Source organism: Sphingopyxis sp. GW821-FHT10B01, from assembly GCF_059415685.1.
In genome coordinates, this window is record NZ_JBWKNS010000005.1 from 358,399 (window position 1) to 374,073 (window position 15,675).

The following is a 15,675-nucleotide window of genomic DNA, read 5'->3' on the forward strand; positions in this document are numbered from 1 at the left end:
GGCGTCACGAATCCTGCAAACACGAATTGAGCGAGCCCTGGCTTGACGTAATGTTTCTATTATGAAACATTGTGAAAAATAACGGGGAATAGAAGCCGCTGCCAAGGGACCTTGTGGACTAGGAGGGGTGATCAATGAAAAATTTCAAAAATCCGAAAAATGGCCGACAGAAAGCCATACGCGTTCTTCTTGGCACGTGCGGTCTGGTGTTGTCGCCGCTCGCGATTTCGAATGCATTCGCACAGGAACGGTCTGCCGCGCAGGGGGCTGCGAGCAATGGAACTGACGCGGGATCCGAGGACATCATCGTCACCGGTTCGCAGATTGCTCGCTCCGGATTTGATACCCCTACTCCAGTGACCGTTCTCGGTGTTGCCGATCTTGAACGCGTTGGTGCGCCCAATATAGCCGATGCTCTTAATCAGCTGCCAGCGCTCAAGCCCAGCGTCACACCGTCGGCGACCACCAACTTGTCAAAGCTTGCGGGTGCCAATTACCTCGACCTACGCGGGCTCGGATATCTGCGAACGCTGACTCTCATCGACGGCAAGCGCTATGTGCCGTCGAGCCCGGAGGGTGTGGTCAACGTCAACATCATCCCGCAGTCCGTGATCGGATCCGTCGAGGTCGTCACCGGCGGCGCTTCTGCGGCATATGGTTCGGACGCTGTGGCCGGGGTGGTCAACTTCCGGCTCGACCACAAGCTGCAGGGCGTGCGTGGCAGCGTGCAATATGGCGTCAGTGATTTCGGCGACCACAAGAATTATCTCGGATCGGTCGCCTATGGCACCAAGTTCGGCGACGACCGCGGCCATTTGCTGCTCGGCGCGGAAATAGCAGAGAATAAAGGTGTCTCGCGTGTCTCGCGTCGCCCTTGGGCTGACCATAGTGTCATCAACAACCCGGCCCATACGCTCACTAACAACGAGACCGCGTATATTCTGGTCGATAACGCGCGCCTGTCGGATTCCGCCTATGGCGGTGTCATCAATAGCGTCCTTGGTGGTAACCCGGCAGGCTTGGTCGGCACCGAATTCTTGGCCGGCGGCCAAACGAGGCGGTTTGACTACGGAACGATGCAGGCGGGCAACACGCAGAACGGCGGCACCGGCGTCGCCAGCACCAGCGATCTCGTGCTCGAGCAGCCTTACAAGCGTTGGGCGGCATTTGGCGGCGCCGAGTTCGAGTTCTCGCCGGCGGCAACGGCGTATGGCAGCTTCTCCTACGGCCACTCGAAGCTGCGCGGTGACAGCATCGTCGGGAACGACCAGATCGCGATCCGGCGGGACAATGTCTTCATCCCGGCCGCGGTCCGCACCGTCCTGGACGCTAACCCTGGCGTAACCGGCTTTACGATGGGCCGCACGCTGAACGACTATGGACGCGGTTATTTCGACCAGAAAGCATGGGCCTGGACCGCAATCGCCGGCGTGCGTGGTGACCTTTCCGACACCTGGAGCTACGACCTGTCCTATGCGTATGGGAAGAGCCGTAACAAGACGATCTTCGCCGGCACCCGCATTACCCAGGCTTGGCGTGATGCGGTGGATGCGGTCGACAATCCGGCGACCCTTGGTGTCGTCGATCCGATCTGCCGTACGACAATCACCAACCCTGGCAACGGTTGCATTCCGATCAACCTGTTCGGGCCGATCGCTCCGGGTGAGCAAGCGGCGGCTATCGCCAATATTCTGGCGCCGTCGCTTCGCGATTGGCACCAAACGCAACAGAGTGCGGACCTGATCATTCGCGGGGAGCCGTTCCAGCTCCCAGCCGGACCATTTTCGGTCGCCGCGGGCGTCCACTGGCGCAAATTCAGCACGGACGTGCTGTCGGATCCATTGTCATCGTCGCGGACCCCGAGCGGCGGCACGTTCCTGCGCGTCGGAAACACGCTGCCGTTCAGCGGCGAGGAAGTCGTCAAGGAAGCATTCGGGGAGGTCCTCGCGCCCATCTTTGCCGATTCCAGCCTCGGCAAGCGGTTCGAGCTCGATCTCGCTGGCCGCATCACGAACTATAAAACGTCCGGCCAGGTCGAAACGTGGAAGGTCGGTATCAACTATGAGCTGAACGACGCTATTCGATTCCGCGCAACACGTTCGCGCGACATCCGCGCGCCCAACCTGCAAGAATTGTTCGCGGCGGGCCAGACACTCGTCTTCACCGTCATCGACCGTGCCCGGCAAGTGCCAAATCTCAACGGCGTGATTGCCCCCGATTCCTACACCGCGGCCACGATTTCCGGCGGCAATCGCAACTTGAAGCCGGAGAGGGCCGATACGTTTACAGCAGGCATCGTCCTTTCGCCCGCGCCTCGGGTTCGTGCGTCACTCGACTATTACAATATCAAAATCGACGGGGCGATCTCTACGCTCGGTTCCGGCGCGATCCTCGATCAATGTCTCAACGGCAATGCCACGATCTGTTCGCTGATCACGCGAGAGGCGAGCACCAACGGAACCTCGCCGGGTCGAATCACGAATATCCTACTGGCGCCTGCCAATGTGGCTGGCATCAATACAGAGGGGCTCGATTTTGAGGCCGCGTACAATTTTCCGCTTGCCAACGGGACGTTCGCAATCCGGCAGCTGGCGACCTATCTCATGAAGCTCGACCTGATCGGGGCCCAGGGCGACGTCACCAAACTTGCAGGTAACATGGCGCAGGTGGCGATCGACGGCCCCAGCGGAACCTCGCGGCTGCGCACCTCGACCATCCTGGAGTTCAACAACGACTCATTCCGGGTGAGCGCGACCGGCCGCTATGTCAGTGGCGGCCTCGTCACCCGCGACATCGACGTAGACAAGCCGCAGGTGCCAATCACCAGCCCAAACAAGATTAATGGCCGCTTTTATCTCGACCTTGCCGGTGAAGTTACGGTGTACCGGCCGGGCGGCGAGGGCCGGGTGGCCGTGTTCGGGGCAATTTTGAACGCGCTTAACAAAATGCCGCCGATCACCGGCTATGACGAATATGCCGCGCCCCGCCAGCTGTTTGACGTCATCGGGCGGCAATTTACCGCCGGCGTTCGTTTCAACTTCTAGGAGATTATTGCGATGACGCGCTCCCTTGCTCATATGATCACATTAGCGGCGGCGGTCGCGCTCAGCGCCGTGCCGCTTGCGGCCTTGGCGAAGGCGCCGCCCGCTGCAAGTTCAACAGATTCGGCCATGGCGCGCGAGCGGCTTGCGGCGGCGATCGCGCGCCTATCCAGGCAAACCGATGGGACGGTCGGCGTCGCGGTTCAGCGCGCTGACGGTGGCCCGGTCACGACGCTCAATTCGGGAGTCACGTTCCCGATGGCGAGTACGTTCAAGATTGCGGTCGCTGGCGCAATCTTTGCGCGCATCGATCGCGGTGAACTTGCTCTCGACCAGATGGTCGCGGTCGATCCGGCAATGATCGTAAATTCGGCGGGAATCGCCGAGCAGCTGCCGCACCCAGGCATATCCCTGTCGGTCTATAATTTGCTCGAGTTGATGCTGACGCGCAGCGATAATAGCGCCACCGATGTGCTGACGGCCCAAGCCGGCGGTCCGGCGGCGGTGACCGCTTGGTTACGCAAGCTCGGGATTACGGATCAGAGGATCGAAGCTGACACCGCCCACCTTCTTTACCGGATGTTGGAAATCACGCCCGGGCCCGGCACGTTCAGCGAGAACGTCGAAGCTGCGTTCGCGGCCGACCCGTCCAAGGCTGAGCGCGATGAGAAGCGCGTACCCAACGCGGCGTTCAATGCCGACCCGCGTGATAGCAGCACGCCCGAGGCGATGGCGCAGCTATTGCTTGCGATACATTCGAACAAGGCGCTGAGCCCCGCCAGTACCAAGATCCTGCTGGAGATCATGGAGCGGTGTGAGACCGGCGCGAACCGGCTGAAAGGCTTGCTGCCGCTGGGAACGGTCGTCGCGCACAAGACCGGCACTATCAGCAGTATCGCCAACGATGTCGGCTTGGTGACCTTGCCCGATGGCCGCAAGTTCGTGATCGCGGTGTTTATCAAGGGCGACACCAAGGGCAGCGCGATACAAGAGCGCGTGATCGCCGACATCGCCCGCACCGCCTATGATTATTTCACACTCGGCGGCGTCTGAGTCATCATCTCAAACCGGCGCGGGGGCAAGTCCGCGCTCGTCTCGAAAGGGGATTTCATGATCCGCTCGCTCCTCACCTGTCTCCTGTTCGTGATCGGCATGACGGTGAGTGGAACGGCGCAAGCGGCGCCTGGGGCCGAGGCCGCCATCGCGGCCGCGGTGCAGGCGGAGATGAGCGCGAAGGCGGTGCCGTCGATCGCGGTCGCGCTGGTCGATCGCAACGGCCTGATCTGGTCGCAATCATGGGGCTTCGCAGACGCCGACCGGAGGCAACCGACCACCGTCGACACCGTCTATCGTGCCGGCTCGGTCTCCAAGCTGTTCACCGACGTTGCAATCATGCGCCTGGTCGAGGCTGGCAGGATCGATCTCGACGCGCCTGTCACCCATTACCTGCCGAGCTTTCATCCCCGAAATCCTTTCGGCGGTATCATCACATTGCGCCAATTGATGACGCATCGTTCTGGTCTCGTCCGCGAGCCACCGCGCGGGCATTATTTCGATACCGACGCCACGGGGCAGGCTGATACCGTGCTGAGCCTCAACGACACGATGCTCGTTGCGAAGCCCGGCGCGATCACCAAATATTCCAATGCCGGAGTCGCCGTGATCGGCGAGGTACTCGCGGCCGTTACCGGCAAACCCTATGACCAAGCGGTGCGCGATCTTGTGCTCGCGCCGCTCGGTATGTCGGCGAGCAGCATGACGCTTGCGCCGGTGAAGGATCGGCTCGCCTATGCCGAGATGGCGTCGTTCGACGGCCCGCGCTTCGCGGCGGTGCCGTTCGATCTTGGCACGCCGGCGGCGGGCAACCTCTACACGACGGCCGGCGATCTCGGTCGCTTCGCGACGGCGATGCTTGATCGCGGCGCTTCGCTGCTCAAACCCGCGACGATCGACGAGATGTGGCGCGCCCAATATCCAGCCAATAACGCCTCGCGCAATTTCGGGCTCGGCTTCGTCGTCAGCGATCTCGACGGCGCGCGGATGGTCGGGCATTCGGGCGCCGTCTACGGCTTCGCGACGGAGCTGCAGCTGCTGCCCGAGGCGGGGATCGGCGTGATTGTGTTTAGCACAGTCGATTCGGGTGTGAGTTCGAGCCGGATTGCGCGTTACGCGCTGCAGGCATGGCGTGACGCAGCAGCCGGCAAGCGGGTCGCGCCCTACGAACTTGGGTCTCCGGTGAACGGCGATGAGGCGAAGCGCCTGTCGAGTTGGTTCAGCGATGGCCATGCCAGTGTCGGCGCGCGCGTCTATGCCGGGCAGCTCGCGGTCGATGGTCCCGAGACGGTGGGCATGGTGCGCCGGATTGGCGACCATTATCTGATCGACGATGCGCAGGCGCGCGACGAGCGGCTCGCCTTTGCGCCCGACGGAAGCTGGCTTGAACTCGACGGCAAGCGCTACATGCGCCAGTCGCAGCCCGAACCGCCGCTGCCCAACGCCGATCTGGCGGCGTTGATCGGCGAATATGGCTGGGCGCACAATGTGTTGCGCATCTACGAGCGCGACGGCCAGCCATATGTGCGGATCGAATGGACTGATTATCGTCCGCTCCGCAAGGTGGGCATCGATGAATATGCTTTTCCGGACGACCGCGGCCTTTATCCGCTGGAAATACTTCGCGTGGAGCGCGGCGCTGATCGTCAGCCGATCGCGCTACGTCTTGGCGGCATCCGCTGGCCACGCCGCGATTTCGGGGCCGAGGTGCAGGCGCGTGTGCGCGCGGGCATCAAGGGCGACATCAGCACTCTGCGCGGCGCCGCTCTCGCCGCGAGCCCGCCGACCGAAGCGCCGCGGCTCCGCAAGTCCGATCTTGTCGCGCTGCCGTTGCTCGACCCCCGCATCAAGCTCGACATCCGCTATGCCGCCGACACCAATTTCATTGGTCTGCCGGTGTATCAGAGCGCCGCGGCCTATATGCAGCGCCCCGCCGCCGAGGCGGTTGCGCGGGCGAACGCAGGGCTGCGCGCGCGCGGCTATGGTCTGTTGATCCACGACGCCTATCGGCCGTGGTTCGTGACAAAAATGTTCTGGGATGCCACGCCGCCGACCAGCCGCCAGTTCGTCGCCGACCCCACGCAAGGGTCGCGGCACAACCGCGGTGCGGCGGTCGATCTGACGCTCTATTCGCTCGCCACCGGCAAGCCGGTGGTGACGACCGGGCGGTATGATGAATTCTCGGATCGATCCTATTCCAATTTCGTCGGCGGGTCGGATCATCAGCGCTGGCTGCGCGAGATGCTGCGATCGGCGATGGAGGCGCAGGGCTTCGCCGTCTATCCCGAGGAATGGTGGCATTATGATTTCGGCTCCTGGGCCGATTATCCGATCGGGAACGCCTCGTTCGAGCAACTCCGCACGGAGACGGCCCGATGAGTGGGGGTGGTCGGCATCGCTACTTTCAGAGCGTCACTCCCAAGCGCTTCAAAGCATCAATGCACTGACAATCCGCTCGGACCACTCGGTGGGGACCGGTCTCGTCACTCTTGTCATGGAATAGGATGTTCCCGATGTTTCCTATGTCCACAATCAGTCGCCATGGTCGCTCGCGTGTGGGGCTGGCGAATGCTGACCATCTTGAATCCACGCCCGAAAGCCGCCTGGTCGGAATCGGCCAAGTGCGGCAAGCCTCCACAAGATCCACTTGTATGAACAGGCTGAAGGCTGTCCCGGTCTGTCGATCACGACGGCAGAGGGTAGAGCCGGCGAGCCGGTGGAAGGCCTGAATTTCAACGCGGCGCTCGGGCTTCTCGACGCCGAATATACGCGGTTCCAGGTACAGAACGGCGGCGCAACCTTGCGGGCGCGTGTTTCGTGCGCGCGCTTAAGGTGACGTATAATTTCGGGGAGCTACAGCTTCGCGCTTGGCAATACCCGTCACGACGATACCCTAAAGCGCGCTGCCCTCGCGTGCGCCGCAACGTCCGCATTTGTCGATTTCGACCCGAGAGCTGGCTGTCTGTTTCCGGCCAATAGCGGCCATTCCAGAGGGCTTCTCGTTTACATCGAGAGGGTGGCTGATGAGCATCCATTCGGCGAAGATCGAGCATCACCGCACCATATTTCAGCTGTTTCGTCGGAGTTCACCGCCCTAAATCTCATCTAGGGTGGAGGGGGAAATGAAAACCCCTATATTTCAGGAAAATGGTGGACGCACTTTTTTTTTTAGGGCTCGAACCTAGGACCCGCTGATTAAGAGTCAAAGCATCTAGTTAAGTAGTTGATTTTATTGTATTTTTTTAAATTCGTTCATCGCGTTTCTATGGGCATCATATAGCGGGAGATCGCCGCTTTTGGAAGCCCTAGACCCCGCAATTCTTGCGCTATTGAGAGGCATTGGATCGTCCGTATATGGACGATTATCCTACATTTTTCGGATTAACTGTCCATATATGGGCAATTGTCCAAGCGCAGCCGATGTGAGACTCATATCCCGCTATCTAACAGTTTCAGATGATAGCGGGCATGGCGATGTTCTCCCGTTCGATAAAGCGCGTCGAGTTCGACGAGCTTCGCCAGATCGCGCGTAGCTGTCGCCGGAGCAGCGTCTGTGATTGTTTGATAGTTGTGGGCGCTCAACCCGCCCGTGAATCCATCGGGGCCTTCCGCGAACATGCGGAGCAGGGCTTTCTCCTGCCGCTCGTTGATCTGTCCCTGGATGCCGTCGAAGAGACGTGTCTTTCCGATCAAGAAGCGGACCTCGGTCAGAGTGCGTTCCTGCGCCTCCAGCACGATCGCTCCGAACCAGTTCAACCAATCGTCGATATCGAGATCGCGGCTTCCTCTATGGAGAGCGGAGTAATAGTCTTTCCGATGCCGGTGGATGGTCTTGGCCAAGGCGGTCAGCGTGGGTGCGTTGAGGGCTTGCGCGAGAGCCTTTTCCGCGATCGCTCTCCCGATCCGCCCATTGCCGTCTTCGAAGGGGTGGATGCTTTCGAACCAGAGGTGAGCGATGCCGGCGCGCAGGATCGGGCCGAGGGGCCTCTTCCCGTCCGGTGCGCTGTCGTTGAACCATGCAATGAGGGCTTCCATCTCCCCCGCGATCTGCGATGAGGGTGGTGCTTCGAAGTGGATCCGCGGCGCATGGAGGGGGCCGGAAACGATTTGCATCGCATCGTCATGCGTTCGGTACTGCCCTATATCGACGATATCGCGCCTGCCATTCATCAGCATTGCGTGCCAGCCGAACAGGATCTCGTCATTCAAGGGTAGAGCGTAGCGTTGAAACAGGTCCGCCATAAGCTCAGCGGCGCCTGCCTCGGCGTTGCCGACCCGCCGCTTTTCGGCTGTCAGGCCCAAGTGGCGGGCGAGGGAGGACTGCACGCTTGCGCGATCCAGTATCTCGCCCTCGATCGCCGAACTTTCGATCATTTCCTGAGAGATCAGGTCCAGGGTCAAGCCCTGCCGCGCCTCTTTGCCGACGTGATGAAGCGCCCCGATGACAACGCCGGCTCCCTTTAGGAAACGGGCCTCCATATCCCCAAAGAGGGAAGGGGAATAACGGAACGATGGCCAGTCTGCTTGTTGCCAATTCCACTGCATGATCGATACCAAGCCCTTCTATCGATCACGATAGCGGCATTTTGTGATCGATAGAAGCATCTTCTATCGATCATCTGCACTCGGTCTATTGGGCTTCCGGAATCGTTTCGATCCTGTAAGGAGCCCGGCCCCGCGCCGTAATCGATTGAAGGATAACATTCATTTCATGAGTCCGAAGAACCGTCGTAAGCGAACTTCTACAGCCGCAATCTCCCATGCCCAACCAAAGATGAAACGCGGGCCAAAGCCCCGGGCCATCGTCGAGTTTCCAGAACCGAACTCGACCATCTGGGGCGACCGGGACATATTCCACGAGGCGCTGACGCTGCATATGGAAAGACACGGCGACACCGCGTGGCATCTGCACAAGGCGATCGTTGGACCGAAGGACCGCGTCGACCGCAAGACGATTGTGCACTGGGTCGCTGGCACCAAGGTGCCGCGATCCGTTTCCAGCCTGGAAATTCTGAGCCGCATCGAGACGCGCTATCGCCTTCCGGCCGGTTACTTCGCTGCCAAGCTTCCGCATACCGGGCGAGCGGGGAGCGGGCATACCAAACTCGGCGAGATGAGCCCGGCGGAACGGCGCCGGATGGCTTGGCATCTGCCCAATGATTTCGACAGGCGGCCGCTTCGCGAGCGGCGCGAGATCTTGGACTGGGTGCGGAAGGTCATCATCTCTGGCGCCACCGACTACCGTCGCTACCAGGCCATGGCCATGAGGCAACGTTATGCGCTTCGATTCCCGGACCTGAACAACATCCGGCCGCGGGTCCCGGTTGAGCCTGCCGAAGAGTTCGACCCCGGTGAACTGGATGACGTTGAACTCGAACTCGTGTCGACATCGCGAGACGCGCCACGGGCGTTGGCGGAGGACGTTGCGCATCTCATTCAATTCAAGACGGCGACGCTTACTGAGATCGGATATCGCCGCAACGGCGTCTGGAATGAGCAGACCGCGCTTCAGAAAGTCGATCACCTCGGACTGCTATTCGGAGCGCTTGCGGCGTCGCCCGAAGGACCAGTCGCTGGTTTTGGCGTGCCACTCGCCAAGCTCAGCGTTGCACTGCTGATTTTTCCCGCGGTCTGGGACTGGTACGTAAGGTGGCGAGAGCGGCGGCGCGGTTTCTTCACCATCTGGGAAGTCAACATGGTCCAGCTCGGGCTGGCGATGACTCGCGCGGACACCGGTTGGCTCCGGCAGCGACCGGATCTGGCGCATAGGCTGCGCCCGATCCCTGGCTTGGTATCGGAAGCGGACATCCAGGCGGCGCAATCGGATTGGGACGGGGTTTGCGAGGCTTTCTATTCTCACGGTATGGTCCGCGCGAAAGAGATCCAGCGCGTCGCGAAAGTACACCGCGATACGTTTGAGCCGATCATGGCCGTGCTGGAGGCGGACAGCCCTGTCGGCGAATATCGTCGGATCGCGGATGAAATTGTGCGGTTGATGCCGCCTGCGGGGCGCTATCCCCGACCGGCAGCCGAGGCCATGCGCTCGCTATTGCTTATCCGGCTCGGGCTGCACTTGGGCGTCCGCCAAAGAAACCTGAGAGAATTGCTCCTTTGCCCGCGCGGTGAGAACCCAAGGTCCGAGCGCCAACTTGAGACACAACGATGCGGCGAACTACGCTGGAACGGCAAGGAGCGAGGGTGGGAGGTGTTCATTCCCGCCGCGGCCTTCAAGAACGCAAACTCTTCCTTCTTCGCGAAACGGCCCTATCGATTGTTGCTGCCGGACGTCGGGAATCTCTATCGGTTCCTCGACAGCTATATCCGGATACATCGGCCAATCCTGCTCAATGGCGCGTCAGATCCGGGCACCTTCTTCGTGAAGACAGTCAAATCGACGAGCCAAGGTGCGGCATATAATCAGTCCACATTTTACGAAGCGTGGCGGCTGACCATTCAACGCTATGGGATTTTCAACCCATATACCAAGCGCGGCGCGATCAAGGGGCTGCTGCCTCATGGGCCTCACAATGTGCGCGATGTTTTGGCCACGCATATTCTCAAAGAAACAGGATCTTACGAACAGGCAGGCTATGCGATTCAAGATACCGCCGAAGTGGTAGCCCAGCACTACGGGCGATTTCTGCCAGAGAACAAGATCGCGCTGGCAGCGAAAGTCATCAACCAGGTCTGGGATGCAGCTTAATATCTGTGTTCTTGTGAGGCGGTCTGACGATCTTAATCAATCTAGCCATGCTGAATGCCAAATATTTCGTCTTCCGCCGCGGCGAGAACAAGATCTGGATCTGATGACAATAGGTCTTGGGGGCGCCTCGCGTTGAGGAAGCCGTTTAGCGATGCAAACCAGATCGCGATCTCCCAATCATTCAATTCGCCGACAAACAGCTTCAGAATCCGAGCCAAGCCTGGGACCGGCTGATAGCCCGCTCCGGGATCGAATCCGTAATCAGGGAAATACTCTGCTCCCGGCTGCCGAATGGAAAAGATACGCCCGTCCCGTCTCCATTTATGAAGCATTGCGCTGGCGTTCTCGCTGCCGTTCAAAATCCGGGACAGATGCCCGGCTGTCAGCCATTCGCTCAATTTTAACACCGCAACATGTGCTTCGGCGTTCATCCTGGCCTCGATTGCATTTATCGACATCGCTGCTTCTTTGACATCGGACCTCTCGCCAAACTCTAGCTGCTCGACCTAGGCTGCCGTCACTGGTCCGCAAAGTGCAAGGTGTTTAGCGGTAACAAGCAACATGTGCCTGCCGACCCAGCTGATTGGTTGTTGACCTGTGAGAAGGAATCGCTCCGACGCTCGTTATAGGGATTTGTCGTCAATCAGCCCTGAAGTTGTTTGAGGCAGATGGAAGAGATGGCCATATACAGGCATTTCCGCTTTGCGCCTGATGTCGGCCATTCGGCTGGCGGATTAGCGCCGGTCAAAGCGGACGTTCGATCTACCTGTGTTGAGGAGCCTCGGCCTGTACAGCCGCAAGTGCCTCGGAAAGGCTGGTGGTGCTTGTACGCTTGAGAACAGCGGCTTCATATTGAGCTGTCAGCTCGGTCTCTACACCGCATAATTTTGCGCTCATCAAATAGCTTATTCCATCTCGCCCGTCTCTCAGCTCCCTCGCGCTTGCAATAGCTAAGTCGGCCAGGACCTCAGCAGAAAGATTCTCGATATTCGGTCGGAGTGCGGCGCAAACCACGAGATTGAATCCCTCGAAGTTGCGAAACCGATCCAACCGAACTGCATTGATTTTGTCAGGTGCTGGGTCGGAGTAAGTTTTTTGACTCCCGACCGCGTTAATCTCTCTCCTGTAGACAATATCGAGCACTTGCTGCTCATCGACCGCAACTTCGAATAAAGTGGCTAGCACCGGCCGACCGCCATTCTGGATCGGAACGAGTGTTGGTGCTCCAAATCTCTTGCTACTTGAACGCGCAAATTCCACGGCGAACGGTGTGATCACCTGCCGCTTCTCCCCCACTATAACAGCCGCCAGTTCCTCCCCCGGATTCGTAATTAGCGATCCGTAGGCTAACACTCCGATCATGACTTTCCTTTCGGCTGGGCGGACAGCTCAAATATGTCTGTCGGCGATCGCGCCGTCAAACGAAGGTAAGGGCTTCGCCGCTATGCCGTTACATTCATACCTGATTCGGCATTTGCGAGGCTTACGGCGTACCAGCTCGACCAAGTCATTAAATTTTGTTACGTTGGTCTCGAACTTAAAGTTTAACGAGACAATATGGAAAGCATTTCTGTCGACGATTGTTACATACGCTTGGTACCTAAACCCCGTAATGGTAGGACTAAGTACTGGTGCTTTTCGCACAACTCGTCCGCAACCGCGAGGTTCGGGGGGAGACTGCCTCGCTGCGAAGGGGCGTACCGAACAATCGCCGATTTTCGACGGTTCAAATTAGATCCGAATGAGTTTCCAGGAGGGGTAGCGCTATGGGGTGCGGTCGAACCGGTCTATAATACTGCCGAAGAGCCAGCGGATCGGGGAATTCACGTTCACGCCAGAAAGCGGGCGGGAATGAAGAAGGAAATCGATCAGACTTTTGATGCTGTCGAGTTGACCGTGAAGGCTGACCTTTTTACGGAAAAGCCGGTGCTGATCACGGCAGAAACAGCCGTTGCTTATTATATCAGCCGGTTTCTTGGACGGTCTATCAAAGGGCTCTTCTGCCCAAACTGTCAAACCCCGCATTTGGACTCCGACTGGTTTGCTGTGAAGCCTCATAGAACTCACCTATGCCACAGGTGCAACACGCTCTTCCGTGAAGAAAAGAAGCACATCTCAAACCCGCTTGAGATCATTCGCCACGAACTCCTAGGGTTCGCCGCTCCGGTGGAGCCTAAACGAGCGAAAACGGTCCTCGATATCTCACAGGCAAATTATCCGGCGGGTATGCAGATATGGGCGTCCAATCCGGCGCTTCTCTGGACATCGACCCGCAAGGAAGAAGAGGGAATACATGTCCACGCTTGGAAGAAGGCTGGGGCAATGCCGGCCGTCGATGGAACCTTCGCCAAGGTGACGATCGATGGCATCGAATTGGATGAGCGCCAACTTCGCGTTTTTATGGCGCAGAATGCTCTGATATATCTTCGAAATAAAGTAGTTTGTATTCGATGCCCAAACTGCGAGCACCCTCTGTTTGATGATGGCGAGCAAGCGTTTCGGCCGAAGTCAAAACATGTCTGCCATAAGTGCGGAGCAAATTTCGATACGCCGAGTCGCCGTCGGCTGGTCGTAAGCAATCCCTTTGTGGAGACTATCAAAGAGCTTAAGAGGGCGAGGCATGCCAAGGGAGGTTAAGCGAGTGAAGGGTTATATCTACATTACCGGAACCGGGGCGGATCCTGGCCTTCGAGACAATCTAGATGATCCCCTGTTTGGCGATCCGCCCACGTTAGGGGCGTGCATGCCTAACCTTCGAGAATTTGTTGATCCTGGCGACTTTCTTTTTGTGGTCTCGGGAAAAACGCCGAACGTACAGCAGTACATCGTTGGCGGCTTGCGTGTCGCTGAGAAGATCACCACCCTAGCGGCCTACGGCAGGTTTCCTCAGAACCGGCTTCGTGCTGATGAACGCGGCATCGTTCGAGGCAACGTAATTGTCGACGCAGCCGGACGACAGCATCCTTTGGATCATCACGCGTCGGAAACGTTCGAAAAGCGCATACGCAATTACATTGTAGGCGACCAGTCGGCGGCGTTGATCACTCCACGAGAGGTAGAACTCGGCCGAGAACGATCGCTCAGGAAATTGTCCGAGATGTTCGATCGACCAGGAAACCGCGCGATCGATATTATCGGAAGGCATCGCAAGCTAGATGAGGCCCAAGTTCACGGCTTGATGGACTGGCTGCGCGGCATAAAGGCAGCGGCGAAGTAATGTGACCATTATTGCCGACGCATTGAAAGGGCTCAAGGTCAGCCCAAGAGAAATCGCAGACAGGTCACGTTTGCCCATTGATCGGGTTCAGGAGATTTTGGCCGGCAATAGTGCCGCAATTTCGGAAGTGCGCGCCATCGCATCTGGTCTGCGCATTCCATTGCATCTCCTCGCGCGAAGCCAGTTATCCAGCGAGACGGGTGCAATTCGACCGCTATTCCGCGGAACTAAGAAGGGTGAGACGGCATACGATCTAACCGTCGAGAAGGTAGCATCTTTCGTGGAGGCGGCATTGGAAATTCTGCCGAACCGAACCGAACTTCCAGACTGGCTGGCCGGTTTCCAACCGACCGAGAGAACTTACGCCGAGGCCGACCGTCTGGCGCAGGACTTTAGGCGAATCGTGTATGCTGAGCACGAAACTCAGCCTGCGTCCGATCTCTTCGAAGTACTAGGGAATCTAGACGGCTGTATTGTCAGCAAGCTTGGCTATTCGCGATACGAAGGCGTCTCGCTTATCGCCGGCAACTATTGCTTTATATTCGTCTCGCCGAGATTTTCAGGGCGAATGCTCTTCACCGCGGGGCACGAACTCGGTCATCTCATTGCGCATCACAACGGAGAGCGAAGAGCACTATTTGAACGTCCGTCAGACATCGCAACCTTCGGTCGCCACTCCAAGGAAGAGGCTTTCGTCGACGCATTCGCATCCTGCCTCCTTCTTCCAGATGTCGGGGTTGGCAGGTCGCTGCAGGCGTTTCGTGAACACTATGACCTTTCCTCCATAAATCTCACCGATCTTGAGCTACTTCTTTTAGCCCGGTTTTATGGCGTGAGTTTCGAGGTTGCGGCCCGTCGCTGCGAAGATTTGGGCTTGCTTCCCGCAGGGGTCGCACACGGACTCGCTGACATGCTCCGTAAGGATTTTGGCTCCCCGGAAAAGCGAGCGGACGAACTTCAGCTTCCTGCTCGCCCGGAAGTAAAGTTTCCGGCAATTTCGGCGGCGCTCGCGGAGTCTTTGTCGGAGAAGATCAACCTAGGAGAAGTTTCGATTGGTTGGGCTGCCGATCGCCTCGGATTCACCTTAGGGGAGATATTAGCCGCCAATACTAGGAATTTGCAGCTTTGAGAGCGCTGCTTGATTCCAGCTCGGTTATAAACCTCGTTAATGCAGAGGCGATGGATCTCGTCTGTCGCCTTGATGTCGAATGGTGGCTGCCTCCGCTCGTCGTCGACGAGTCCGGACCAACTTGCGCAGCAGTTTTACTGGATCTGCGGATAAAGGGATTAGTTCAATTCCTCGACGACGACACGGTAAATTCTGAGCGCTTTTTAGAGTTTATCGACAGGTACAAGCTGGGTGCTGGCGAAACCGAATGTATGGCCATCGCCGTTGAAACTGATTTCAGCATTTGCTGCGATGATCGCCGCGCCCGCGACGCCGCGTCGTCGATCATAGGGCGCGAACGTGTCTTCGGGACAATCAGGGTCTTGAGATGGTGTGTAGGAAGCCGTCTGATTGAGTGTTCCGAAGCCAAGGCCATCTTAAGATCAATGCGCGCTCAAGGTGGCTTCCTTCCAGATACACCTCAGGATTTTTTCTGCCGCGGGGAGGAATAGGTCTCCAGTCGTAGAAAAAGTCGCGGAAGAATTTTATGCGC

General features: G+C 58.5%; 11 protein-coding genes. 8 read left to right on the forward strand and 3 right to left on the reverse strand.

The features are described 5' to 3' along the window. Positions 1-134 precede the first annotated feature (134 nt). From AC07NV_RS17035 to AC07NV_RS17045, 3 genes are all read left to right on the forward strand, one after another. A complete protein-coding gene (locus AC07NV_RS17035) occupies positions 135-3,044 on the forward strand; it encodes a TonB-dependent receptor domain-containing protein (protein ID WP_495167570.1) in 2,910 nt (969 codons plus the stop codon). Positions 3,045-3,170: 126 nt separating this feature from the next. Next, the gene (gene bla, locus AC07NV_RS17040; protein WP_495167571.1) at positions 3,171-4,094 is read left to right on the forward strand and encodes a class A beta-lactamase; all 924 of its coding nucleotides are present in this window, start codon (positions 3,171-3,173) and stop codon (positions 4,092-4,094) included. 57 nt (positions 4,095-4,151) lie between these two features. Continuing rightward, positions 4,152-6,473: a serine hydrolase gene (locus AC07NV_RS17045; RefSeq protein WP_495167572.1), complete on the forward strand. Its 2,322-nt coding sequence runs from the start codon at positions 4,152-4,154 to the stop codon at positions 6,471-6,473. 1,050 nt (positions 6,474-7,523) lie between these two features. On the opposite strand, the gene AC07NV_RS17050 is transcribed toward AC07NV_RS17045, so the two are convergent. Continuing rightward, a complete protein-coding gene (locus tag AC07NV_RS17050) occupies positions 7,524-8,639 on the reverse strand; it encodes a Fic family protein (RefSeq protein ID WP_495167658.1) in 1,116 nt (371 codons plus the stop codon). Between the two features lie 229 nt (positions 8,640-8,868). Between AC07NV_RS17050 and AC07NV_RS17055 the strand changes: the two genes are divergently transcribed. Continuing rightward, the gene (locus AC07NV_RS17055; protein ID WP_495167573.1) at positions 8,869-10,797 is read left to right on the forward strand and encodes a hypothetical protein; all 1,929 of its coding nucleotides are present in this window, start codon (positions 8,869-8,871) and stop codon (positions 10,795-10,797) included. Positions 10,798-10,838: 41 nt separating this feature from the next. Here the strand turns inward: AC07NV_RS17055 and AC07NV_RS17060 are convergent, their stop codons facing one another. Continuing rightward, on the reverse strand, positions 10,839-11,228 hold the full coding sequence (locus AC07NV_RS17060) for a hypothetical protein (RefSeq protein ID WP_495167574.1): 390 nt from the start codon (positions 11,226-11,228) through the stop codon (positions 10,839-10,841). A 331-nt stretch (positions 11,229-11,559) separates the two neighbouring features. Further along, positions 11,560-12,159 (reverse strand): hypothetical protein, encoded by a 600-nt coding sequence (locus tag AC07NV_RS17065; RefSeq protein WP_495167575.1) that lies wholly within the window; start codon positions 12,157-12,159, stop codon positions 11,560-11,562. Positions 12,160-12,648: 489 nt separating this feature from the next. Here AC07NV_RS17065 and AC07NV_RS17070 point away from each other — a divergent pair, with 489 nt between their 5' ends. Genes AC07NV_RS17070 through AC07NV_RS17085 form a run of 4 tightly spaced genes read left to right on the forward strand, consistent with a single transcriptional unit; the run spans position 12,649 to position 15,634 of the window. After that, on the forward strand, positions 12,649-13,434 hold the full coding sequence (locus AC07NV_RS17070; RefSeq protein ID WP_495167576.1) for a hypothetical protein: 786 nt from the start codon (positions 12,649-12,651) through the stop codon (positions 13,432-13,434). Between the two features lie 4 nt (positions 13,435-13,438). Continuing rightward, positions 13,439-14,014 (forward strand): hypothetical protein, encoded by a 576-nt coding sequence (locus AC07NV_RS17075; RefSeq protein ID WP_495167577.1) that lies wholly within the window; start codon positions 13,439-13,441, stop codon positions 14,012-14,014. 1 nt (position 14,015) lies between these two features. After that, entirely contained in the window at positions 14,016-15,143 is a 1,128-nt protein-coding gene (locus AC07NV_RS17080; RefSeq protein WP_495167578.1) for an ImmA/IrrE family metallo-endopeptidase, read from the forward strand. Then, positions 15,140-15,634: a PIN domain-containing protein gene (locus AC07NV_RS17085; RefSeq protein ID WP_495167579.1), complete on the forward strand. Its 495-nt coding sequence runs from the start codon at positions 15,140-15,142 to the stop codon at positions 15,632-15,634. The genes AC07NV_RS17080 and AC07NV_RS17085 overlap by 4 nt, the downstream gene beginning before the upstream one ends. Positions 15,635-15,675 lie beyond the last annotated feature (41 nt).